Origin of the sequence: Microbacterium meiriae (assembly GCF_040685015.1) — a bacterium.
GTDB classification, from domain to species: Bacteria; Actinomycetota; Actinomycetes; order Actinomycetales; family Microbacteriaceae; genus Microbacterium; species Microbacterium meiriae.
The window spans coordinates 415770-439721 of sequence record NZ_JBFBHD010000002.1 but is presented as its reverse complement, the minus strand read 5'-3'; the positions used below and the strand labels follow the sequence as shown (position 1 = coordinate 439721).

20 protein-coding genes are annotated in these 23952 nt (G+C 69.9%); 7 read left to right on the top strand and 13 right to left on the bottom strand.

Annotation, left to right across the window (positions count from 1 at the left end):
• On the bottom strand, positions 1–1632 hold the full coding sequence (locus AB0N68_RS10600) for an FAD-binding oxidoreductase (RefSeq protein WP_280565312.1): 1632 nt from the start codon (positions 1630–1632) through the stop codon (positions 1–3).
• Between the two features lie 20 nt (positions 1633–1652).
• Between AB0N68_RS10600 and AB0N68_RS10595 the strand changes: the two genes are divergently transcribed.
• A complete protein-coding gene (locus tag AB0N68_RS10595; RefSeq protein ID WP_280565309.1) occupies positions 1653–2261 on the top strand; it encodes a TetR/AcrR family transcriptional regulator in 609 nt (202 codons plus the stop codon).
• Positions 2258–3715, top strand: coding sequence for a glycerol-3-phosphate dehydrogenase/oxidase (locus tag AB0N68_RS10590; RefSeq protein WP_280565306.1), 1458 nt, complete (start codon positions 2258–2260; stop codon positions 3713–3715). The genes AB0N68_RS10595 and AB0N68_RS10590 overlap by 4 nt, the downstream gene beginning before the upstream one ends.
• Before the next feature lie 30 nt (positions 3716–3745).
• Here the strand turns inward: AB0N68_RS10590 and dxs are convergent, their stop codons facing one another.
• The 5 genes from dxs to dut form a co-directional block, all read right to left on the bottom strand.
• Positions 3746–5686 carry a 1-deoxy-D-xylulose-5-phosphate synthase gene (gene dxs, locus AB0N68_RS10585; protein ID WP_187661560.1) on the bottom strand — a complete coding sequence of 647 codons (1941 nt, stop codon included), beginning with the start codon at positions 5684–5686 and terminating at the stop codon, positions 3746–3748.
• 155 nt (positions 5687–5841) lie between these two features.
• Positions 5842–8721 (bottom strand): aconitate hydratase, encoded by a 2880-nt coding sequence (locus tag AB0N68_RS10580; protein ID WP_280565303.1) that lies wholly within the window; start codon positions 8719–8721, stop codon positions 5842–5844.
• Positions 8722–8829: 108 nt separating this feature from the next.
• Entirely contained in the window at positions 8830–9564 is a 735-nt protein-coding gene (locus AB0N68_RS10575; RefSeq protein ID WP_268776263.1) for a DUF3159 domain-containing protein, read from the bottom strand.
• On the bottom strand, positions 9561–10148 hold the full coding sequence (locus AB0N68_RS10570) for a DUF3710 domain-containing protein (protein ID WP_060921813.1): 588 nt from the start codon (positions 10146–10148) through the stop codon (positions 9561–9563). The genes AB0N68_RS10575 and AB0N68_RS10570 overlap by 4 nt, the downstream gene beginning before the upstream one ends.
• Complete coding sequence (dut, locus tag AB0N68_RS10565; RefSeq protein ID WP_060921812.1) at positions 10145–10615, bottom strand: dUTP diphosphatase; 471 nt, start codon at positions 10613–10615, stop codon at positions 10145–10147. Before dut ends, AB0N68_RS10570 begins: the two co-directional genes overlap by 4 nt.
• 3 nt (positions 10616–10618) lie before the next feature.
• Here dut and AB0N68_RS10560 point away from each other — a divergent pair, with 3 nt between their 5' ends.
• Positions 10619–11092, top strand: a complete 474-nt coding sequence (locus AB0N68_RS10560; RefSeq protein ID WP_363332669.1) for a DUF3093 family protein — start codon at positions 10619–10621, stop codon at positions 11090–11092.
• Between the two features lie 73 nt (positions 11093–11165).
• Here AB0N68_RS10560 and AB0N68_RS10555 read toward each other — a convergent pair whose 3' ends face one another.
• Positions 11166–11459 (bottom strand): DUF4193 domain-containing protein, encoded by a 294-nt coding sequence (locus AB0N68_RS10555; RefSeq protein WP_060921810.1) that lies wholly within the window; start codon positions 11457–11459, stop codon positions 11166–11168.
• 199 nt (positions 11460–11658) lie between these two features.
• Between AB0N68_RS10555 and sepH the strand changes: the two genes are divergently transcribed.
• Entirely contained in the window at positions 11659–12705 is a 1047-nt protein-coding gene (gene sepH / locus AB0N68_RS10550; RefSeq protein ID WP_187661566.1) for a septation protein SepH, read from the top strand.
• Positions 12706–12721: 16 nt separating this feature from the next.
• On the opposite strand, the gene AB0N68_RS10545 is transcribed toward sepH, so the two are convergent.
• On the bottom strand, positions 12722–13843 hold the full coding sequence (locus tag AB0N68_RS10545) for an alkaline phosphatase family protein (RefSeq protein WP_187661567.1): 1122 nt from the start codon (positions 13841–13843) through the stop codon (positions 12722–12724).
• Positions 13844–13887: 44 nt separating this feature from the next.
• Here AB0N68_RS10545 and AB0N68_RS10540 point away from each other — a divergent pair, with 44 nt between their 5' ends.
• On the top strand, positions 13888–16329 hold the full coding sequence (locus AB0N68_RS10540) for a DNA gyrase/topoisomerase IV subunit A (protein ID WP_280565293.1): 2442 nt from the start codon (positions 13888–13890) through the stop codon (positions 16327–16329).
• A gap of 60 nt (positions 16330–16389) precedes the next feature.
• Here the strand turns inward: AB0N68_RS10540 and AB0N68_RS10535 are convergent, their stop codons facing one another.
• A complete protein-coding gene (locus tag AB0N68_RS10535; protein ID WP_396654781.1) occupies positions 16390–18501 on the bottom strand; it encodes a DNA gyrase/topoisomerase IV subunit B in 2112 nt (703 codons plus the stop codon).
• 181 nt (positions 18502–18682) lie between these two features.
• Between AB0N68_RS10535 and AB0N68_RS10530 the strand changes: the two genes are divergently transcribed.
• Positions 18683–18901 carry a DUF7455 domain-containing protein gene (locus AB0N68_RS10530; RefSeq protein WP_025103577.1) on the top strand — a complete coding sequence of 73 codons (219 nt, stop codon included), beginning with the start codon at positions 18683–18685 and terminating at the stop codon, positions 18899–18901.
• A gap of 26 nt (positions 18902–18927) precedes the next feature.
• Here AB0N68_RS10530 and AB0N68_RS10525 read toward each other — a convergent pair whose 3' ends face one another.
• Together AB0N68_RS10525 and AB0N68_RS10520 are read right to left on the bottom strand one after the other, a co-directional pair.
• On the bottom strand, positions 18928–19965 hold the full coding sequence (locus tag AB0N68_RS10525) for an alanine racemase (protein ID WP_280565287.1): 1038 nt from the start codon (positions 19963–19965) through the stop codon (positions 18928–18930).
• Between the two features lie 11 nt (positions 19966–19976).
• Positions 19977–20681 carry an alanine racemase gene (locus AB0N68_RS10520; RefSeq protein ID WP_232089028.1) on the bottom strand — a complete coding sequence of 235 codons (705 nt, stop codon included), beginning with the start codon at positions 20679–20681 and terminating at the stop codon, positions 19977–19979.
• An 84-nt stretch (positions 20682–20765) separates the two neighbouring features.
• Here AB0N68_RS10520 and AB0N68_RS10515 point away from each other — a divergent pair, with 84 nt between their 5' ends.
• A complete protein-coding gene (locus AB0N68_RS10515) occupies positions 20766–21782 on the top strand; it encodes a sugar-transfer associated ATP-grasp domain-containing protein (protein ID WP_313362694.1) in 1017 nt (338 codons plus the stop codon).
• Positions 21783–21933: 151 nt separating this feature from the next.
• Here the strand turns inward: AB0N68_RS10515 and AB0N68_RS10510 are convergent, their stop codons facing one another.
• Positions 21934–22626: a coenzyme F420-0:L-glutamate ligase gene (locus tag AB0N68_RS10510; protein ID WP_280565282.1), complete on the bottom strand. Its 693-nt coding sequence runs from the start codon at positions 22624–22626 to the stop codon at positions 21934–21936.
• On the bottom strand, positions 22626–23867 hold the full coding sequence (locus tag AB0N68_RS10505; RefSeq protein WP_187661572.1) for an RNA polymerase sigma factor: 1242 nt from the start codon (positions 23865–23867) through the stop codon (positions 22626–22628). Before AB0N68_RS10505 ends, AB0N68_RS10510 begins: the two co-directional genes overlap by 1 nt.
• Positions 23868–23952 lie beyond the last annotated feature (85 nt).

Genomic DNA, 23952 nt, shown 5'->3' with positions numbered 1-23952 from the left:
TCAGACGGTCGCCCTCGTCGGGACATCGACGAGCACGGCACCTGGATTCATGATGCCGCGAGGGTCCAGCTCCCGCTTGACGGCGGTGAGGATCCGCACGCCGGTCTCACCGATCTCCTGCGCGAGCCAGGGGGCGTGATCGCGACCCACGGCGTGATGATGGCTGATCGTCCCGCCGTTCGCGAGGATCGCGTCGTTCACCCTGCCCTTCACCTCGGCCCACGCGCCCAACGGTTCGCGTCGCAGTCCGGCGAGCACCGTGAAGTAGAGGGAGGCGCCCGTCGGATACACGTGCGAGACGTGGCACATGACGTACGAACGCGCGTCGACCGCGTCGAAACCGTCCCGCAGCGCCGCCTCGACGGCCTCCTTCAGAGTGCGCAGGTTCGACCAGGTGGTCGCCGTCTCCAGCGTCTCGCAGAACACCCCGGCGTCGAGCAGCGCATCGCGCAGGTAGGGTCCGTCGAATCGTCCCGCCGCCCACTCCTCCGCATCGCCGGTGCCCGCAGAGCGACCGCCCGCCGCGGCGAGGATCGCCGCGGTCCGGTCCCGGCGCGCCGCGGCCTCGTCGCCCTCGTACACCGTCACGACGCTCGCCCCCTTCGCGAGGGCCTTCCCGATCCGGCCGACCTGGGCGAGGCTCACGGCGGTCTCGGCCTCGTCGGAGAGACGGATGACCGTGGGACCTGCCCCCTGCTGCACGACGCGGCGGAGCGCATCGGCACCGCCGGCGAAGTCGGGGAAGGTCCACGACTCGAAGATCCGCACCGTCGGCACCGGGTGCACGCGGACCCGGACCTCGGTGATGACGCCGAGGATCCCCTCGGAGCCGAGGAAGAGGCGGAGGAGATCGGGGCCGGCCGCCGACCCCGGCGCGCGTCCGAGGTCGAGGTCTCCCGTCGGTGTCGCGACCCGGATCCCCGTCACCATCGCCTCGAACCGCCCGTTGCCCGCGGAGTTCTGTCCGGACGACCGTGCAGCCGCGAACCCTCCGATCGTGGCGTACCGGAAGCTCTGCGGGAAGTGGCCCAACTCCAAGCCGTGTGCGGAGAGCTGCGCTTCGGCATCGGGTCCGGTCGTCCCCGCCGCAAGGGTCGCCTCGCCGCTCAGCGTGTCGAGGTGGAGCAGGCCGGAGAGCCGGCGCAGATCCAGGCTGAGCACGGCGCGATGCGGGCCGGGCTCCGGGTCCAGCGCCCCCACGACGCTCGTTCCCCCGCCGAAGGGGATCACGGCGAGCCCCCGCTCCCCCGCCAGAGCGAGACACGCACGGACGGCGTCATGGTCCGCAGGAGACACGACGGCATCGGGCGCATCCTGCTCGAGAGCCCGTCGACGCAGGAGATCGGGCGTGGAACGTCCTCCCGCATGCCGGAGCCGTCCCGCGGTCGAGACGTCGACCGCATCGGCGCCCACGGAATCTTCGAGTGCAGCGACATCGTCCGCCGTCAGCCGGGAGGGCCGGATGAGCACGTCCTCCAGCGCGGGCGGCTGCGGAGGGCGCCGCACGCGGCCCAGCAGCAACGGCAGCAGCCCGCGGACGGCGAGCGGGAGAACCTTCGCCCGACTCGGGTCGCCCCACCCGTTCCAGCGCATCTCGGGTCTGTCGGCTCCGCTGCCGTTCCGCTGCTCCATGCGTTACAGTGTGACACATCATGGAAGAACGTCAATCTCCCACTCTTCCCTCGCACTCCCTCGCCCTGGCGTGGGACGCCACGCAGCGGCGCGTGCTCGACGCGGCCGATGAGCTGCTCGTCCGCGGCGGCGTGCACGGGGTGACGATCGCCGCCCTCGCGCGGCGTTCCGGCCTCAGCCGGCCCACCATCTACCGGACGTGGCGGGATGCCGACGACGTCGTCCGTTCCGCGCTCCTGCGGCGGGTCGCCGACCTCCTCGACGGGTTCCCCGAGCGAGCCACCTCGCGAGACGCTCTCGTCGAGGACGTGCTGCGGTTCACCTCGCTGTTCCGCGCCGACCCGGTGTACGCCCATCTCCTCGACGAGGAGCCCGAAGCGTTCACCCGCTACACCCTGCACCGCGTGGGGTCCAGCCAGCGACTCATCCTGCGGTGGCTGTCCGACGCTATCGCAGCCGGCCAGGCCGACGGATCGGTGCGCGAGGGCGCCCCGGGCGAGATCGCCGTCATGCTGCTCCTGATCGCCCAGTCCGCTGTGCTGTCGCACGCGACGGTGGCCGACCTCATCGACGAGCGGGCCTGGGAGCGCGAGCTCCGCGCCGCGCTGGACGGCCACCTGCGGCCATGACCCCTGCCTCGACCGCCCTCCACGCGGGCCGCCGTCGACGCGAACTCGACGCCGCGGCCGATGACATCTGCGACCTCCTCGTCGTCGGCGGAGGGATCACCGGAACGGGCGTGGCCCTGGACGCCGCATCGCGCGGGCTCCGCGTGACCCTGATCGAGGCGGAGGACCTCGCGTTCGGGACGAGCCGGTTCAGCTCGAAACTCGTCCACGGCGGGCTGCGGTATCTCGCGACGGGGGACGTGGCGACGGCACGCGAGAGCGCACGCGAACGGCATCTGCTGATGACGGTGATCGCGCCCCATCTGATCCGTCCGCTCGGACAGCTGCTCCCGTTCGCCCCCGGCGTCAGCGGCCGCCAGCGCGGGGCCGGAGCGGCGGGGATGGCCATGGGTGACCTCCTCCGCCTGCAAGCGCGCACGAGCGGGAAGGTGCTGCCGGGACCGCACGCCGTCGGGACGGCGAGGGCGCTGCGCCTGTTCCCCGCGCTCAACCCCTGGGGACTCCGTGGCGGCATGGTCACGTATGACGGCCAGCTGTCCGATGACGCCGCCCTCGTCGTGGCCGTCGCCCGGACGGCGGCCGGTCTCGGCGCGCGGATCCTGACCAGGGTGCGCGCCGAGCGGCTGCATGCCGACGGGGCCACGGCGACGGACATGCTCACCGGGGAACGCATCGAGATCCGTGCACGGGCGGTCGTCAACGCCACCGGAGTCTGGGCGGCGACTCTGGACGACGGCCTCACGGTGCGCCCGAGCCGCGGCACCCACATCGTCCTCGACGCCGCCGACCTCGGGCATCCGACCGCTGCGCTCACCATCCCGCTCGAAGGCTCCATCAGCCGCTACGTGTTCGCCCTGCCGCAGCGCGGTGGGCGTGTCATCGTCGGACTCACCGACGTGGATGCGCCCGGACCCATCCCCTCCGTCGCCGAGCCCACCGACACCGAGATCGACTTCCTCCTGGAGACACTGAACCGCCTTCTCGCGGTGCCGTTGGCGCGGGACCGCGTCCGCGGGGCGTTCGCGGGGCTGCGTCCACTGGTCGACACCGGAGCGGCCGAGACGGCGGACGTCTCCCGCCGGCATCTCGTCCGCACCTCCGAGTCCGGGGTGGTCTCCGTGCTCGGCGGCAAGCTCACGACCTACCGACGCATGGCGGAGGACGCGGTGGATCTGGCGGTGCGACAGCGCGGCCTCCGGGTCGGACCCAGCGGCACCGCGACCCTGCGACTTATCGACGATCCCGCCCCGGACAACGGCTCGCAGGACGCCGTTGCGGACGGCATCGCCCTCTCCCGACCGGTCGTCGAGCACGCTGTCCGGTCGCAGGGCGCTCTCACCGCGGCCGATGTCCTCGACCGGCGTACGCGGATCGGGCTGGTCCCCGACGAACGGGCCAGAGCCCTCCCAGCGGTGGAAAGGATCGTCGCCGAGACCCTCGTCGACATCCCCTGACCGACGGAAGCCCGCTCCAGGGAACGTCCGTCAGTGGCGCTCGTGGAGTGGGAGCTCGATCGCTCCGGTCTCCCCGGCGTGGCGGGCCTTCGGGATGCGCGTACCGAGCACCTGCGCCACGACGTCCTGAGCGATCTTCGAGGCCGTGAGACCGGCATCGGCGAGGATCTGGTCGCGCGACGCGTGGTCGATGAACTCGTCGGGAAGACCCAGCTCGTCGACGGCCGTGTCGATGCCCGCCTCGCGGAGCACCTGCCGCACGCGCGTGCCGATGCCGCCCACGCGGATGCCGTCCTCCAGCGTGATCACCAGTCGATGCTGCGCCGCGAGCTCGACGACCGACGGTTGCACGGGGATCGCCCAGCGCGGGTCGATCACGGTGGCGCCGATGCCCTGGGCGCGCAGCCGCTCAGCCACGTCGACGGCAAGGGCGGCGAAGGGACCGATCGCGACGATGAGGACGTCCTCGCCCTCGCCCCGTGCGAGCACGTCCACGCCGTCCTCGAGGCGCTCGAGCGCCGGGAGGTCGGCGGAGACATCGCCCTTCGGGAAGCGGATGACGGTCGGGGCGTCCTCCACGGCGACCGCTTCGTCCAGTGCCTCGGTCAGCCGCGCGCCGTCGCGGGGGGCGGCGATGCGGATGTGCGGGACGATCTGCAGCATCGCCAGATCCCACATGCCGTGGTGACTCGGTCCGTCCGGGCCGGTGACGCCGGCGCGATCGAGCACGAACGTGACGCCCGCCCGGTGCAACGCGACGTCCATGAGCACCTGATCGAACGCGCGTCCCATGAACGTGGCGTAGACGGCGACGACCGGGTGCAGCCCGCCGTACGCGAGTCCGGCAGCCGAGGCCACCGCGTGCTGCTCAGCGATGCCGACGTCGTAGACCCGGTCGGGGAAGCGCTCCGCGAAGGGGGCGAGGCCGGTGGGCCGGAGCATGGCGGCGGTGATGGCGATCACGTCCGAGCGTCGCTCCCCGACCTTCACGAGAGCGTCGGAGAAGACATCGGTCCACCCTCGGCCGCCTGAGGACAGGGTCTCCCCCGTCGTCGGATCGATCTTGCCGACCGCGTGGAACTGGTCGGCCTCGTCGTCACGGGCCGGCTGGTAGCCGCGACCCTTCTCGGTGATCGCGTGCACGATGACCGGCGCGCCGTAGGACTTCGCGAGTTCCAGCGTCTCCAGCAGCGCCGGCAGATCGTGACCGTCGACCGGGCCGAGGTACTTGATGTCGAGGTTGGAGTACAGCGCCTCGTTGTTCGTGAACCGCGAGAGGAAGCCGTGCGTGCCGCCGCGCACGCCGCGGAACACTGCGCGTCCCACCGGCCCGAACGCGCGGAAGAGGCGATCGGACTTGTGGTGGAGGTCCTTGTAGGCCGCGGCGGTGCGGACCCGGTTGAGGAAGCGCGACATGCCGCCGATGGTCGGCGCGTACGAGCGGCCGTTGTCGTTCACGACGATGACGAGGTTGCGGTCGTTGTCGTCGGAGATGTTGTTCAGCGCCTCCCATGTCATACCGCCGGTCAGCGCGCCGTCGCCGACGACCGCGACGACGTGTCGGTCCGCCCGGCCGGTGGCGGTGAGTGCCCGCGACACGCCGTCGGCCCAGCTCAGGGAGCTGGAGGCGTGGGACGACTCGACGACGTCGTGCGGGCTCTCCGCGCGCTGCGGGTAGCCCGCAAGCCCCTCCCGGACGCGCAGCTTCGAGAAGTCCTGGCGACCGGTGAGGATCTTGTGGACGTACGACTGGTGGCCGGTGTCGAAGATGAAGGGGTCGTCCGGAGAGGAGAACACGCGGTGCAGGGCGATCGTCAGCTCCACCACGCCGAGGTTCGGCCCGAGGTGACCGCCCGTCTGCGAGACGTTCTCGACGAGGAACGCGCGGATCTCCGAGGCGAGTTCTTCCAGTTGCTCCGGAGAGAGCCGATCAAGATCGCGCGGTCCAGAGATGCTCGGAAGAATGGGCATCTGCGCCTCCTCACAGGCCTCGACGGAGCGTCCGAACGGGTGCGGACGTCTTCCCGATCCTACCGCTCGGAGCCGGGAATCCCCCGAGGGCGGGGGACCCTTGACATGCCGAAGGGGCCCGTGTCGGTGGACACGGGCCCCTTCATCGATGCGCCTCAGACGAGCGAGCGCAGCACGTACTGCAGGATGCCGCCGTTGCGGTAGTAGTCCGCCTCACCGGGGGTGTCGATGCGGACGACCGCGTCGAACTCGACCGGCTGCTTGCCCTCGGGCGAGTGCTCGCTCGGGGTGGCGGTGACCTTGACCGTCTTCGGGGTGACGCCGTTGTTGAGCTCCTCGAGCCCCGTGATCGAGACGATCTCGGTGCCGTCGAGGCCCAGCGACTCCCAGCTCTCGCCGGCGGGGAACTGCAGCGGGACGACGCCCATGCCGATGAGGTTGGAGCGGTGGATGCGCTCGAAGCTCTCCGTGATCACGGCCTTGACGCCCAGGAGGCTGGTGCCCTTGGCCGCCCAGTCACGCGACGAGCCGGAGCCGTACTCCTTGCCGCCGAACACGACGAGCGGGGTGCCCTGCTCGGCGTAGTTCATGCACGCGTCGTAGATGTACGACTGCGGGCCGTCGGGCTGGGTGAAGTCGCGGGTGTAACCGCCCTCGACGACCTGTCCGTCGTTCACGTCCGAGACCATGAGGTTCTTCAGGCGGATGTTCGCGAAGGTCCCGCGGATCATGACCTCGTGGTTGCCGCGACGCGAGCCGAAGGAGTTGAAGTCCTTGCGGTCGACGCCGTGCTCCGTGAGGTACTGGGCCGCGGGGGTGCCCGGCTTGATGTTTCCGGCGGGCGAGATGTGGTCGGTGGTGACCGAGTCGCCGAGCGTCGCCATGACGCGCGCACCCTCGATGTCCTTCACCGGGGTGAGCTCCATCGTCATGCCGTCGAAGTACGGGGCCTTGCGCACGTAGGTCGAGTCCTCGTCCCACTGGAACGTGTCGTCGTCCGGCGTGGGCAGGTTGCGCCAGCGCTCGTCACCGTCGAACACGGTGGCGTACTGCTTGATGAACTGGTCGCGCGAGATCGACGAGTCGACGATCTCCTGCACCTCGTCCGGCGAGGGCCAGATGTCCTTGAGGAACACGTCGTTGCCGTCCGCGTCCGTGCCGAGCGCGTCGGTCTCGAAGTCGAAGTGCATCGAGCCGGCGAGGGCGTACGCGATGACCAGCGGCGGGCTCGCCAGGTAGTTCATCTTCACGTCCGGGCTGATGCGGCCCTCGAAGTTGCGGTTGCCCGAGAGGACGGCCGTCACGGCGAGGTCGTGCGAGTTGATCGCCTCGGAGACCTCTTCGATCAGCGGACCGGAGTTTCCGATGCAGATGGTGCAGCCGTAGCCGACCGTGTAGAAGCCGAGGCCCTCGAGGTCCTTGTCCAGGCCGGACTTCTCGTAGTAGTCCGTGACGACCTTCGACCCCGGGCCGAGCGTGGTCTTCACCCACGGCTTCTGCTTGAGGCCCTTCTCCCGCGCCTTGCGGGCGAGGAGACCGGCGGCGATCATGACCGACGGGTTGGACGTGTTGGTGCACGACGTGATGGCGGCCAGCGTGACGGCGCCGTTGTCGAGGGTGTACTGCTCGCCCTCGGGAGTCGTGACCGGCACGGGGTTCGACACGTTGGCCGGCGCACCGCTGCTGATGTGCACCGGACGCGTGGTCGGCTCCTCCTCCCCCGGGACCTGTCCGGGGTCGGACGCCGGGAAGGAGTGCTTGGACTCGAGGTCGACGATGTCGTCGCTGGTCGAGGCCGTGGCGTAGTTCAGGATGTCCTGCTCGAACTGCGTCTTCGCCTCGGAGAGGAGGATGCGGTCCTGCGGGCGCTTCGGACCGGCGATGGACGGGACGACCGTGCTGAGGTCGAGCTCCATGTACTCGCTGAAGACGGGCTCGTGAGAGGCGTCGTGCCAGAGCTTCTGCTCCTTGGCGTAGGCCTCGACGAGCGCGACGGCCTCGTCGCTGCGGCCGGTGAGACGCAGGTAGTCGAGGGTGACGTCGTCGATCGGGAAGATCGCGGCGGTCGAGCCGAATTCGGGCGACATGTTGCCGATCGTCGCGCGGTTCGCGAGCGGCACGGAGGCGACGCCCTCGCCGTAGAACTCGACGAACTTGCCGACGACGCCGTGCTTGCGCAGCATGTCGGTGATGGTGAGCACCACGTCGGTCGCCGTCACACCGGCGGGGATCTCACCGGAGAGCTTGAAGCCGACGACGCGCGGGATGAGCATCGACACGGGCTGGCCGAGCATCGCGGCCTCGGCCTCGATGCCGCCGACGCCCCAGCCGAGCACGCCCAGGCCGTTGACCATCGTGGTGTGCGAGTCGGTGCCGACACAGGTGTCGGGGTAGGCCTGGAGGACGCCGCCGTTGGTGCGGTCGTAAATGACCTTCGCGAGGTGCTCGATGTTCACCTGGTGGACGATGCCGGTGCCGGGGGGCACGACCTTGAAGTCCTGGAACGCGGTCTGGCCCCAGCGGAGGAACTGGTACCGCTCGCCGTTGCGCTCGTACTCGATCTCGACGTTGCGCTCGAGCGCGTTCTCGGTGCCGAACAGGTCGGCGATGACGGAGTGGTCGATGACCATCTCGGCCGGCGAGAGCGGGTTGATCTTGTTCGGGTCTCCCCCGAGCGCCGTCACGGCCTCGCGCATGGTGGCGAGGTCGACGATGCAGGGCACACCGGTGAAGTCCTGCATGACCACGCGCGCCGGCGTGAACTGGATCTCGGTGTTGGGCTCCGCGTTGGCGTCCCACGACCCGAGCGCCTCGATCTGCGCCTTCGTGACGTTCGCGCCGTCCTCGGTGCGAAGCAGGTTCTCCAGGAGGACCTTGAGGCTGAAGGGGAGCTTGTCGAAACCGGGCACCGTGTCGATGCGGAAGATCTCGTAGTCGGTGCTGCCGACCGTCAGGGTGCTCTTGGCACCGAAGCTGTTCACCGTGGACACGAATCCGTCTCCTTCTATTCGGATGGGAGCGACAGGCGCCTCCATCTTGCTCGCCGGTGCGGCCGCGCGGCTAGCAAGGGGGACCTAACCAGTCTGCTCCGCGCAGGTCACCGGCGAAAGCCCGTGATTTATCTTGATGTCGAGATAAATCTATCACGCCGCCGCGGGGTCGTCGTGCGACGACGCGCGGGGATAGAGCGCACGGACGACCAGCCAGGTCACGGCGATCAGCGGCGCGAACAACGGCAGTCCCATCACGAGCTTGAGGGTTCCGAGCGCCGTGACGTCGCCGGCCAGGTAGAGCGGGAACTGCACGATCAAACGCGCGAAGAACAGCGCGGCCCAGGCGATGCCCAGCCAGAAGAACGCCCGCCGCTTACGACGATCCGCACGCCAGGCGGTACCCTCCCCCATGAGGAAGCCGACGGCGAGTCCGATGACGGACCAGCCTATGAGAGCGGAGACGAGGATCGCCGAGCCGTATACCGCGTTCGTGATGAGGCCGGGGACGAAGTTGTCCTCGCCACGGCCTGTCCACAGGGCCAGCCCGGCGGCGGCCACGGCGGCGATCAGTCCGCCGAGGGCGGCCGACGGCGGCGACTTCTGCACCAGCCGGACGAGGGTGAACACGGCGGCCAGACCGACCGACACTCCGAGGGGCAGCAGCAGGGGTTCCGGCCGGAGGGTGAACAGGATCACGAACGCGAGGCTCGGCAGCACCGACTCCAGGATCCCGCGCCAGCCGCCCATGGCCGACCAGACGACCTTGTGCGTCTGCGCGTTCTCGGACGGATCGAGCCCAGCCTTGCGCGCCGCACCGCCGAGGGCTGCTCCGAGGATCTCCGACGCGCTCTGCGTGCGCGGCTCCTCGGGGTCCGGCGTGGTCACGCGGAGCCCGGCGTCGCCGGCATCTTCAGCGGGATGAGGTCGCGCGGCGGCATGGGCGCTCCCCCGCGCACGACGACGATCGAGCGGAACAGGTCCTCGACCTTCGCCGCGGCCTCGGGGTCGGACGCCGCCGCGCCGCCGATCACGCCGCGCAGGAACCAACGGGGACCGTCGATGCCGATGAAGCGCGCGAGACGCAGGCCGGAGCCCTCGCTTGCCGTTGCGGGGACCTCGGCGAGGAGCTCCTTGCCGAGCGGTCCTTCCCGCTCCTCGACGCGACCGCCCTGCGCCTTGACCTGGTCGCGCAGCTGGACCCGCGTCTCATCCCAGAGACCGCCGCTGCGCGGAGCCGCGAACGGCTGCACCTGGAGAGAGGACTCGGCGTAGTCGAGCCCGACCGCGACGATGCGCTTGCTCTGCTCCTCCACCTCGAGCCGCAGGTTCAGGCCCTCGCGCGGCAGGATCTTGATCCCGCCGAGGTCGATGTAGGGGCGGACGGGGTTCGCCTCGGAGTCGTCGAACGGGCCCTCGGTGGCGCGGTTCTCCGGCGCCGACTTGGAGGGGGTGTCGTTGCTGTCGGTCATTTCGCCTGTCCTGCTTCGTTCTCGGGGGTCTGTGCCTGGTAGCCGGTCGATCCGAACCCGCCGGCGCCGCGAACGCTGTCCGGCAGCTCGTCCACCGGAAGGAACCGGGCCCGAGTGACGGGCATCACGATGAGCTGCGCGATGCGATCACCGACGGCGACATCGTACGCGCTGTGGATGTCCGTGTTGATCAGGCTCACCTTGATCTCTCCCCGGTAGCCGGCGTCGACGGTGCCGGGCGAGTTCACGATCGAGATGCCGTGCTTCGCCGCGAGACCGCTGCGGGGCACCACGAAGGCCGCATAGCCGTCGGGCAGCGCGATGCGCACGCCCGTGGGCACGAGAGCCCGCTCCCCCGGCTCCAACCGCACGGCCTCGGCGGCGACGAGATCGGCTCCGGCGTCGCCCGGATGCGCATAGCCGGGGACCACTGCGGCGATAATGGGGACATCAACGGAATCGGTCACCCCATGAGGCTAATGCAGAACCCCGCAACGGACGCACGTCCCCGCTACCACGAACGACTGGCCCCCAGCCTGTGGCTGCTGGTCACGATCGCCCTGGCGGGACCGATGGTGTCCCTGATCTTCGTGCCGGTCGGCTCGACCTTCGCGCTGCTCCTCGGAGCGGCGGTCTCGGCGCTCCTCGTGGTGGCGGCCCTCGCCCTCGCTCCGGTGGTGTCGGTGCAGGACGGCGTCCTCCGAGCCGGACGCGCCCACATCGACGTGCGCTATCTCGGCGAGCCGACGGCACTGACCGGCGAGGAGGCGCGCAGCGCCAGAGGACCCGAGCTCCCGGCTCGCGGGTGGCACCTCATCCGCGGCGGCATCGACGGAGTCGTCGTGGTGCCGAACACCGATGAGGCCGACCCCGTCGTGGCCTGGACGATCTCGACCCGCACCCCCGACCGCCTCGCCGCGGCCATCCGCGCCGCACGGGACTGACCGCCCCCGCAGACGACAGCGCGCCCCTGACCGGGATGGTCGGGGGCGCGTGGGGCGTCGCTCGGAGGGCTGCTCAGGCAGCGCACTCCTTGCAGATGGGGCCGTCGGGTCCCTCGTGGTCGAGCTGCGAGCGGTGCTTCACGAGGAAGCAGCTCATGCAGGTGAACTCGTCCTGCTGCGCGGGCAGCACGACGACATCCAGCTCGAGGTCGGAGAGGTCCGCGCCAGGGAGGTCGAAGCTCGACGGGTTGTCGGAGTCCTCGTCTCCGGTCGTGCCGGACAGCTTGTCCGGCACACGCTCCTTGAGGGCTTCGATCGACTCGGAGTCGTCTTCACTCTTTCGGGGAGCGTCGTAATCGGTTGCCATGCGGTGAATCTCCACTTTCATGGTGCGAGTGGGCGGGTGCGCCGTCGGGTAATCGGCGGCCATAGTTTGCATGACCGGCGGGCGTTTCGCAAATGCCCTCCCATGCGACAGGGCAAACTCACGGCACGCCCGCCGTATTCCCTGTCCCGGCCCGTCCGGCGTGACACCATGAACGCACACCCATCAGAGGGGCATTCGCATGGAAAACGTCACCATCGTCGGCACAGAAGCAGGAGTGCTCGTCCTCGCGACCGAGGCGGGCGAGCGGTTCGCGCTGCCCATCGACGCGGTGCTGCAGCGGGAGATCCGCCGCGCGACCCGCCAGGCCGAGCCGGCCGCACAGAAACTCGCCGCGAGCCCGCGGGATATCCAGGCGCAGATCCGCGCCGGTCTCACCGCCGCGGAGGTCGCCGAGCTCCTCGGGATCAGCGTCGACGACGTCGCCCGGTTCGAGGGCCCCGTCCTCGCCGAGCGCGAGCACATCATCGGTCAGGCCCTCGCCGTGCCCGTCCTCATCGGCAGCGAGGTCGAGCCGGACGCGCAGCCCACCTTCGGAGCTGCGGTCCGCGCCAAGCTCGCCGAGGTGTCCGCATCGTCCGAGCGCTGGGCCAGCTGGAAGGAGGAGTCCGGCTGGATCATCAAGCTCGAGTTCTCCGCCAACGACGTCGAGCACGACGCGCGCTGGAGCTTCGACCCGCGACGCAGCGCCCTCTCGCCCCTGAACGCCGATGCCACGCAGCTCTCCCGCCAGGGTTCACTCCCGGAGGGACTCATCCCCCGCCTGCGCGCGGTGGAGGCCGACCGTGCCGCCTCGCCCTATAAGGACGACAGCCGTTTCGATTCGGGTGCCTTCGGTCCCCGCCTCGTGCCGACGCCCGCCGCGGAGGCGGAGGAGCCGGCGCAGCCCGAGCGTTCGGCACCGGCGGTCCAGGACGCGGCGATCAACCGCGCTCCCGACTCCGCCTCGACGAGCCCGGAGACCGCGGACCTCCTCGAGGCCCTGCGTCGTCGCCGCGGACAGCGGGAGCCGTCGCCGATCGAGCACGAGGTCGAGGAGATCCAGGAGGATTCCGACCCGATCGCCCTGTTCGCCGCGCTCGAGGAGCCGGACGACGAGCCCGAGGCTCCGGAACCCGCACCGCGTCAGCCCGGGTCGGGCGACAGCGAGGGCAGCGGACGCCGACGGCGCCGCAACGCGATGCCGTCGTGGGACGAGATCGTCTTCGGAGCGCGCACCGACGAGTGATCGTTCCGGGGCCCCGTCAGGAGGCGAAGGCCCCGAACCGCAGGAACGGTACCCGGGTCTCGTCAGGCGTGAGCGCTCCGTGCTGTCCCACCATCCCTCGGTTGCGCTGGTCCTCGGCGGTGCCGTCGTAGAGCGCGCGCACTCCGGTGGCGATGACCAGCACGTCGCCGATGCGATCGAGGACCTCATCGCGCACGACCGGACCGAAGAGGCCCGCCCGGACCGCCTCCTCTCGGGTGACGACATCGGCCGCGCCCTCGAGATCGCTGCGCAGACGCGTCGTCACCAGCGCCGCATCGGCGTCCGGCTCGCGGTAGAGGTGCAGCATGCGGGGTTCCCCACCGACATGACGGATGCCCCCGAGATGCTGCTCCTCGAGCACCACCTGCCGGTGGAACGGGACGTCGACCATGCCGTGGTCAGAGGTCACGACCACGCCGACCCGCGGGGGGACGCGAAGCGACAGCGCGCCGTCGATCCGCTCCAGCGCCGCCACCCACTCGGCCGAGGCGACACCGTGCTTGTGCCCCGCCTTGTCGACCTCGGGGAGGTAGCAGTAGACGAGCGATCCCGGATGCTCCTCGGCCAGCGTGTACGCGACCTCGACGCGTTCCTCCGGCGTCGCAGCGGGCACGAACGTCGCCCCCCTCAGCGTGGCGCGGGTGAAGCCGCTGTGCGCGTAGGTCGCGAGTCCGACCGCGAAGGTCTCCCGCCCGGCGACTGCCGCGCGCTCGAAGACGGTGGGCGCCGCCTGCCAGGTGAGCGGGTCGAGGCCGTCCGTCTCCCACCCGCTGAGCTGGTTCACGAGGACATCCCGTTTCGGGTCCCTGACCCGGTACCCGACGAGGCCGTGTTCTCCCGGCCACACGCCGGTGGTGAGGCTCGTCAGCGCGGCGGCCGTCGTCGTCGGGAAGACCGTTTGCGCGATGTCCTTCTTCGTCATCGACGCGGTCAGCGACCGCGCGTGACCGGCATGCCCGCGGAGGCTGATCGCACCGAGGCCGTCGATCACGACCAGCACCACCGCGTCGGCGCGGGGCAGCGTGGCGGATTCGCCGCGGAGAGCGGCGCACAGGTCGTCCGCCACCCCGACGACGCTCCGGGCGCCCGGCGGCGCGGACGGTAGCATGAAGGACATCCGAGCCAGTCTGACACAGGCTCCCGTACGCCCTCAGGAAGTCCATGCCGAAAACCCCGCCGCCCGAGCCTGTCGAGGAACGCATCCAGGACATCGATCTCTCCCACGAGATGCAGGGCTCCTTCCTCGAGTACGCGTATTCCGTCATCTACTCGCGTGCGCTCCCCGATGCCAGGGACGGCCTGAAGCCGGTGCAGCGCCGCATCCTCTTCCAGATGGCGGAGATGGGATTGCGACCGGACCGCGGCCACGTCAAGAGCGCCCGCGTCGTGGGCGAGGTCATGGGGAAGCTGCATCCGCACGGCGACTCCGCGATCTACGATGCCCTCGTCCGCCTCGCCCAGGAGTGGGCGCTGCGGGTGCCGCTCGTCGACGGTCACGGCAACTTCGGATCCCTGGACGACGGTCCGGCTGCCGCGCGATACACGGAGGCGCGCCTCGCCGCCCCCGCGCTGTCGCTCACCGAGAACCTCGACGAGGACGTCGTCGACTTCATCCCGAACTACGACGGACAGTTCCAGCAGCCCGCAGTGCTGCCTGCGGCCTTCCCGAACCTGCTCGTCAACGGCGCCAGCGGCATCGCCGTGGGCATGGCGACCAACATGGCGCCGCACAACCTCATCGAGGTCGTCGCCGCGGCGACCCACCTCCTCGAGCACCCGGACGCCACCACCGAGGACCTCATGGAGTACGTCCCCGGCCCCGACTTCCCGTCGGGCGGGATCCTCATGGGACTCGACGGCGTCAAGGACGCCTACACGACCGGTCGCGGCGCCCTCAAGGTCCGCGGACGCACGTCGATCGAGCCGCTGGGTCCCCGACGTACGGGCATCATCGTCTCCGAGCTCCCGTACATGGTCGGCCCGGAGCGTCTGATCGAGAAGATCCGCGACGCGGTGCAGGCGAAGAAGCTCCAGGGCATCAGCGACGTCACCGACCTCACCGACCGCAACCATGGCCTCCGCGTCGCCATCGGCATCAAGACCGGATTCGACCCCAACGCCGTCCTGGAGCAGCTCTACCGGCTCACGCCGCTGGAGGATTCCTTCAGCATCAACAACGTCGCGCTCGTCGACGGCCAGCCCCGAACGCTCGGCCTCAAGGAGATGCTCAGCGTCTACGTCGGCCACCGCATCGAGGTCATCACGCGCCGCAGCCGGTACCGTCTCGCCCGTCGGGAGGAGCGCCTGCACCTGGTGGAGGGGCTTCTCATCGCGATCCTCGACATCGACGAGGTCATCCAGGTCATCCGGTCGTCCGACGACACCGAGCAGGCACGCACCCGGCTCCGGTCCGTGTTCGACCTCAGCGAGCCGCAGGCCGAGTACATCCTCGAGCTGCGGCTGCGCCGCCTGACGAAGTTCTCGCGCATCGAGCTCGAGGCGGAGCGGGACGCCCTCCTCGCGGAGATCGCGTCGCTGCGGGAGCTGCTCGCCAGCCCGGCGCTGCTGCGTGCCGCCGTCGCCCAGGAGCTGGACGCCGTGGCCGAGGCCTACGGGACGCCGCGCCGCACCCTGCTGATGAACGCGGCCCCGCCGAAGCCCCGCGCGACGAAGGGCGCGGTGGATCTGCAGATCGCCGACGCTCCGACCACCGTGGTCCTCTCGACGACGGGACGCGCCGTGCGCGTGGACCTCGGCGAAGGACAGGAGCTCACCGCCCCTGCCCGGCGGAGCAAGCACGACGCCATCCTCGCGACCGTCGAGACGACGGTCCGCGGTGAGGTCGGTGCGCTCACGAGCACGGGACGCGTCGTCCGCTTCTCCCCCGTCGATCTGCCCTCGGTGCCCGGCACCTCCGTACAGCTCGCCGCGGGGACTCCGCTGCGCGACTACCTGGGGGTCACGACCAAGGGCGAGCGCATCGTCGGGTTCATCCGATTCGACAGCGACGCCCCGGTCGCCCTCGGCACCGCGCAGGGCATCGTCAAGCGGATCGTGCCGTCGACCCTGCCGGTGCGCCCGGACCTGGAGGTCATCGGCCTCAAGAGCGGAGACTCGGTCGTCGGTGCGGCCGACGCGGCGGACGACGCCGACCTCGTGTTCCTGACGACCGACGCCCAGCTTCTGCGGTTCTCGGCCACGGCGGTCCGCCCGCAAGGAGCACCCGCCGGCGGCATGGCGGGCATCAAGCTCGGCTCCGGCGCCGCGGTCCTCTTCTTCGGTGCCGTCAGCCCGGACACCGACGCCGTCGTCGCCACGGTCTCCGGCGCGGAGAGCATCCTGCCCGGCACCGATCCGGGCCGCGCGAAGGTCTCGGCGTTCACCGAGTACCCGTCCAAGGGCCGCGCGACCGGTGGCGTCCGCGCCCACGCCTTCCTGAAGGGCGAGGACCGCCTCACGGTCGCCTGGGTCGGCCCCCGCCCGGCTCTGGCCGTAGACCCCACCGGCGCGGTGCGCAAGCTCCCCGAGCCCGGAGCGCGCCGCGATGCCTCCGGCCAGCCGATCGACGGCGTCATCGGCAGCATCGGCCGGACCCTCGTCTGACCCGTCCGCCAAGAAAGGGGACCCGGCCTCGCCGGGTCCCCTTCTTCGTCCCCGCCGCCCTCAGGCGTCGATGGCTTCGCGCGAGAGCTGGTCCGCGGAGTCGATGATGAACTCCCGCCGCGGGGCGACCTCGTTGCCCATGAGCAGCTCGAAGACGCGGCCCGCGGCCTCGGCATCCTCCATCCGTACCCGGCGGAGCAGGCGACCGGAACGGTCCATCGTCGTGTTCGCGAGCTGCTCCGCGTCCATCTCCCCGAGACCCTTGTACCGCTGGATCGGCTCGTGCCAGCGCTTGCCGGCCTTGCGGAGCTTGGCGAGCAGGGCGTGCAGCTCCTGCTCGCTGTAGGTGTAGATGGTCTCGTTCGGCTTCGAGCCAGGGTTGATGACGATGATCCGGTGCAGCGGCGGCACGGCGGCGAACACGCGTCCATGCTCGATGAGCGGCCGCATGTAGCGGAAGAACAGCGTGAGCAGGAGCGTGCGGATGTGCGCTCCGTCGACATCGGCGTCGCTCATGAGGATGATCTTCCCGTAGCGCGCCGCGTCGATGTCGAAGGTCCGCCCGGAGCCCGCGCCGATCACCTGGATGATGGACGCGCACTCGGCGTTGGACAGCATGTCGCCGACCGACGCCTTCTGCACGTTGAGGATCTTCCCGCGGATGGGCAGCAGCGCCTGGAACTCGCTGTTGCGGGCGTTCTTGGCCGTGCCCAGCGCCGAGTCGCCCTCGACGATGAAGAGCTCGCTGCGCTCCACGTCGTTCGTCCGGCAGTCGACGAGCTTGGTCGGCAGGGTGGACGATTCGAGCGCGTTCTTGCGGCGCTGCGTCTCCTTGTGGGCGCGTGCGGACACACGCGCCTTCATCTCGGAGACGATCTTGTCGAGCAGCTGCGTGGCCTGGCTCTTGTCGTCGCGCTTGGTGGAGGTGAAACGCTGCTGGAGGTCCTTGCGCATCACCTGCGCGACGATCTGGCGGACCGCGGGCGTGCCGAGCACCTCCTTCGTCTGACCCTCGAATTGCGGCTCCGGCACGTTGACCGTGAGGACGGCGGTGAGGCCGGCGAGGACGTCGTCCTTCTCGAGCTTGTCGTTGCCGACCTTGAGCCGACGCGCGTTCTGCTCGACCTGGCTGCGGAGCACCTTCAGCAGCTCCTGCTCGAAGCCCTGCTGATGCGTGCCGCCCTTCGGCGTGGAGATGATGTTCACGAAGGAGCGGATGCGGGTGTCATAGCCGGTGCCCCAGCGCAGGGCGATGTCGACGGCGCAGACGCGCTCGACCTCGGTCGCCACCATGTGGCCGTCGGGCTGCAGGACCGGGACGGTCTCGGTGAACGTGCCCTCTCCCTGGATGCGCCAGGTGTCGGTCACCGGCGGGTCGACCGCCAGGTACTCCACGAACTCGGAGATGCCGCCCTCGTAGAGGTACGAGGTCTCCACGGGGCCGGTCGGAGTGCCGTCCTCCCCCACCATTGCGCTCGCGGCGCGCTCGTCGCGGACCACGATCTCGAGGCCGGGGACCAGGAAGGCGGTCTGCCGCGCGCGGGTCTCGAGCTCGGCGAGCTGGAAGGCGGCGTCCTTGGTGAAGATCTGACGGTCGGCCCAGTAGCGCACACGCGTACCGGTGACCCCGCGCGGCGCCTTGCCGACGACGCGCAGCTCACTGTTCTCCTCGAACGGGGTGAAGGGCGCATCGGGCCGCTTCTCCCCCGAGTCCTGGAAGATGCCGGGCTCGCCGCGGTGGAAGGACATCGCGTAGGTCTTGCCGCCGCGGTCGACCTCGACGTCGAGGCGCTCGGAGAGCGCGTTCACCACCGAGGCGCCGACGCCGTGGAGACCGCCCGACGCCGCGTAGGAGCCGCCGCCGAACTTCCCTCCGGCGTGCAGCTTGGTGTAGACGACCTCGACGCCGGTCAGACCGGTCCGGGGCTCCACGTCGACGGGGATGCCGCGACCGCGGTCGTGCACCTCGACGCTGCCGTCATCGTGGAGGATGACGTCGATGCGGGAGCCGTTGCCGGCGACCGCCTCGTCGACGGAGTTGTCGATGATCTCCCAGAGGCAGTGCATGAGCCCGGGCGAACCGTTCGAGCCGATGTACATGCCGGGGCGCTTGCGGACCGCTTCGAGTCCTTCGAGCACCTGGAGATGATGGGCGGAGTACTCGGCATTCACAATCTCCGAGTCTATTCGCGGGACGGTCCCGCCCCTCGCAGACACTCCCCGCGGCACCGCCTTCGCGCGTGTGCGCGTACGCGCTGAGCGAAACACGCCGTCGACCGGGCATGCCCCCAGGTGCAGCGTGGTTGTATTGAGCACGACCAACAAGGACGCCGACACCCGAGGAGGCCCCGAGATGAATGCAACGACCGAACGTGAGACCTCCGCTGTCGAGTACCGCCTGACTGCGATGGACCGCTGTGACTCGTGTGGAGCACAGGCCTACATCGCCGCCGAGGTCAACGGCTCCGAGCTGCTCTTCTGCGCCCACCACGGCCGCAAGTACGAAGAGAAGCTGCGCAGCGTGGCCACGAGCTGGCACGACGAGACCGCTCGTCTCATCGAGACGGTCTGATCAGCGCCTGAACCGGCCGAGCCGGTTCACTCCACGACCCTCCGCCGAATCCGCGGACCGAGGCGGGTGAGGATCTCCTCGCCCACCGTCTCGATCCGCTCGGCGAGGGTCGTCGCTGTCTCCTCCCCCTGCGTGCCCGGCCCGAAGATCGTCACCTCGTCGCCGACAGCCATCCCCGGCCAGCCCTCGACGGTCGTCGTCGCCAGGTCGACCTCGGGCGCCACGCGGGGGCCGGCCGGGGTACCGACCGTCATGCCGGCCAGCGTCGAGGGCAGGCCGTCGAGACTGCCGACGGCCACGACCGCGGCGTCGCCGTCGACCCGGATTACCGGGGCGACGAGACGTGCCGCCGGGTGCACACCGTCGAGATCCGGGCCGCCCGCCGAACGGATGCCGTAGCAGAACGCCCCGATCCGTGACACCGTGCCGCGCAGTTCCGGACGCCACCAGGATGCCGCCGACGCTGTGAGGTGCAGGGCCGCCGGCACAGCTCCGGACAGCCCGGTGTGCTGCACGGCATCGAGGAACACGGACTGGGCCTCGTCGTCCTCGGCGTCGCTCGCTTCCGCGATGTGACTCCACACGCCCACGAGTGCGAGGGTGCCCGCGCTCTCGGCCGCCCTCGCCTCGGCAACGGCCGCCGCCCAGTCCTCCGGACGCACGCCATTGCGATGGAGGCCGGTGTCGATCTTGAGGTGTACCCGGGCACGCACACCGAGCACGTCGGCCCGCGTGACGATGCGGCGCAGGTACTCGATCGTGCCGACGCCGAGCTCGATGTCCTGTAGGAGCGCCTCGTCGATCTCCTCGTCGGTCGAGGTCGCCCAGGCGAACACGGACGCGGTCCCGCCTGCGAGGCGCCGGACGTCGAGGCCCCCGCGCACGTCGTAGCTGCCGAACGTCGTCACCCCCGCCTCGAGCGCGGTCTCCACCGCCCAGCGGAGTCCGTGGCCGTACGCGTCGTCCTTGAGCACCAGCATCAACGTGGAGTCGCCCAGTCGGTCGCGCACGGCCGCGATGTTCGCGCGGAAGACGGCGCTGTGCAGGCGGAGTTCTGGTCGCATCGGCCCACCCATCATGCCTCCCATCCGCGCACGGCGTGAGCACCGGGGACGGCCACGAGCTCCGCGGGCGTCATCCCGGTGACCTCGGCCCAGCGGGCGATCGCATCGGATGCGGGGCCGGTCCCGCCGAAGAACGTCACCGTGTCTCCCACCTCGGCCGCGGCGCCCTGGAGGTCGATCACACAGACGTCCATGGCGACTCGTCCGACGATGGGACGCAGCGCGCCGGCGATCTCCACGTCGGCGTGATTGCCGAGAGAGCGGACGACACCCTGCGCGTAGCCGCCCGTCACGAGCGCGACCTCCGTGTCCGCTGCGGCCCGGAAGGTGTAGCCGTAGGAGACAGCCTCCCCCGCGCGCAGGCGCTTGGTGGACATGACCCGGCCGACCAGGCGCATGACCGGAGGTGTCGCCGGGATTCCCTCCGCGGACGGCAGCCCGTAGAGGAGGACGGGGTCGACGTCGGGCGTACCGACGGTCGTGGCGCTGATGCCTTCGAGGCGCAGGGCCTCGACTTCGCCTGGCGAGTCCACGAGGACCTCCTCGACGCCCGCGGCTGTCACCGCGTGGGCCACGGCGAGCAGTCCATGCCCCCATGCGTCGCGGCGGAGATCGGCACGGCGGCCCCCGGCCCGGATCGCCGCGGACGCGCCGGCAGCAAGGGCCGAACGCGAGATCATCGCCTGCGGAAGCGCACTCGAACTCGTGTCACACACGTCCTCCAGCCTAGCTTCCGCGCTCCCAGGAGCCTGGGGGCTCCCCGCGTAGACTGGGACGTCGATCCCTAGACCCGGAGCTCCATGTCTCGTCTTTCTCTCGCGCCCCGCATCCGCTATCTCCTCGGCCGTGCCCGCCGCATCGACGTCGGTTCGGTGTTCGAACGGGCGAAGGAGGCCTCGGCACAGCACCACCGTCCCGTTCCCACGATCGTCGCCGACATGCTCTGGTCGGCGGCCCGCCACAACGTGGGCTTCCAGGACTACATCGACTACGACTTCGCGATGCTCAACCGTGCCGAGCGCGAGACGTACATGACGCACCCGGTGTCCAACCAGCTCTCGCAGAAGTACGACCACCCCGACTTCCGCTGGATCTTCCAGGACAAGATCGAGTTCAACCGGAAGTTCTCCGCACATCTGCATCGCGAGTGGATGGTGGTCCAGGAGGGCAACGCCGACGAGGTCCGTGCCCTCACGGAGCGCCTCGGAACGATCGTCACCAAAGAGCCGGTCGGCCAGGCCGGTACCGGTGTGCACCGATATCACGCCGCCGACATCACGGACTGGACCGAGTTCCACCGCGGTCTCCTCGACCGCGGCGAGCTGCTGATCGAAGAGGTCATCCGCCAGCATGACGACCTGGCGGCCGTGTGCCCCGGGACCGTGAACACCACCCGCATCACCGCCTTCTTCGACGGGGAGAAGGCGCACATCCTCGCAATGGCGCAGAAGTTCGGCCGCGGCGCGGTGAGCGATCAGATGACCTTCGGCGGCTTCTACACGATGCTCGATGAGAACGGGCACGCCGTGGGGGCCGGCTATGACTCGCACGGGCACGTGCACGAGACCCACCCGGACTCGGGCTTCCGCATCGCCGACTTCCAGCTGCCCTACATGGACGAGGTGCGCGCCTTCATCGAACAGGTCGCGCGGGTCGTGCCGCAGGTGCAGTACGTCGGATGGGACGTCGTCGTGACCCCGGACGGCCCCGTGCTCGTCGAGGGGAACTGGGGCGCGGGCGTCTACGAGAACAAGCCCAGCGTCACCGGCATCCGTACCGGGCACAAGCCGCGCTACCGCGAGGTTATCGGCTTCTGACCTTTCGACAGCTCACCCTTCGACAGGCTCAGGGACCCCGCATGGGTCGCTGAGCCCGTCAAAGCGCCGGGCCACCCCTGTACATGCGAACCGGCCCCTTGCGTTCACACGCAAGGGGCCGGTTCGGTCGTGAAGGGGTGGGTCGAGCTGTTCAGACCGCGCGGACGATGCCGAGCGGCGTGGACTCGAGGCCCTGACCGAGCGGGTTGTCACCGAGGATCTTCACCAGCCGCAGCTCCCCCGCCTTGTCGAGCGTGGAGCCGAGGATGTTGCCGCCGAGATCATTGATGTCGACCACCGCCACCTCGGCCCGGCCTCCGATCAGCGTCTTCAGGTGCGCCGCGACGCGGTCCGGGTCCTTCGGGCCGAGCACCACAGCCTCGTTGTACGGCGGGATGGTGTGCTTCGTCGGTCCGTCGATCGCGCGGGCCTTGTCGCCCGCGATGCGGTAGAAGTCGCCCTTGCGCCCGAAGGCCTTGGTGACCGCCGAGACGGCGGCAGCGAAGAGGATGCGCGGCGTACCGCACTCCCGCAACGCCATCTCCATCGTCTCGGGCATGCCGAGACCGATGCCGTACGGCGTGCGGGTGACGTACTTCGACAGGAACAGCGCGAGCTTCCGCGGCTGGATCTCGTCCAAGCGGTACGACCGGCCCTGGGTGATCGCGACGATCTTCTCGGTCACGAAGAGCAGGTCGCCCGGCTGGACGGCATCCTTCGCGTACTCCGTGATGATGGCGTCGAGGTCGTCATCCGGCATCACGACGCGGGTGCGCAGCGGGATCCGCGCGTAGCTCTTTCCGTCGACGCTCGTCTCGAGCGCCTTGCCCTCGTTCGCCTGCATCACTCGAGGTAGTCCCGCAGCGACTGCGAGCGGCTCGGGTGGCGCAGCTTGGCCATCGTCTTGGACTCGATCTGACGGATGCGCTCGCGCGTCACGCCGAACGTGTCACCGATCTGGTCGAGCGTCTTCGGCTGACCGTCGCCCAGACCGAAGCGCATCCGGATCACGCCGGCTTCGCGCTCGGAGAGGGAGTCGAGGAGCTGCTCGAGCTGACGCTGCAGCATCGTGAAGCCCACGGCGTCGGCGGGGACCACGGCCTCGGTGTCCTCGATGAGGTCACCGAACTCGCTGTCTCCGTCTTCGCCGAGCGGGGTGTGCAGGGAGATCGGCTCGCGACCGTACTTCTGCACCTCGACGACCTTCTCCGGAGTCATGTCGAGCTCGCGGCTCAGTTCTTCCGGGGTGGGTTCGCGACCGAGGTCCTGCAGCATCTGCCGCTGCACGCGGGCGAGCTTGTTGATGACCTCGACCATGTGCACCGGGATGCGGATGGTGCGGGCCTGGTCGGCCATGGCGCGGGTGATGGCCTGACGGATCCACCAGGTCGCGTAGGTCGAGAACTTGAAGCCCTTGGTGTAGTCGAACTTCTCCACCGCGCGGATGAGACCGAGGTTGCCCTCCTGGATCAGGTCCAGGAACTGCATGCCGCGACCGGTGTAGCGCTTGGCGAGGGAGACGACGAGACGGAGGTTCGCGCCGAGGAGGTGGCTCTTCGCGCGCTGGCCGTCACGGGCGACCCACTGCAGGTCGAGTCCGAGCTGGCTCGTCTTCTCGGCGGGGGACATCGCGGAGAGCTTCTCCTCCGCGAACAGACCCGCCTCGATGCGCATCGCGAGCTCGACCTCTTCGGCCGCGTTCAGCAGCGCGACCTTTCCGATCTGCTTCAGGTAGTCCTTGACCGGGTCGGCCGTGGCACCGGTGATCTGGGTCGAGTAGACCGGGACCTCTTCGTCGTCCTTGGAGGAGATGACGATCGCGCCGGTCGGCAGCGGCTCGGTGAAGGCCGGCTTCGCGTCGTCCTCCTCCTCGTCGCCCGCGGCGTCCTCGGAGCCCTCGGCTGCGGCGGCGTCGTCTTCCTCGACGACGTCATCCGACTTCTTCTTCTTCGCGGGGGCGCGCTTGGCCGCGGCGCGCTTGGGCGCAGGAGCCGCTTCGGTCGTTTCGACGTCCTCGACCTCGGGATCCGCGGTGATCTGATCGGCCTTCTTCGTCCGCGTGTTCTTCGTCGTGGCAGGAGTCACGTTTCGCCTTTCACGGGGCCGCTGGGAGACCCCGGGACATTTCGGACACTAGTAAGACCCTTGTCAAGTCCAGTGCTCGAAAACA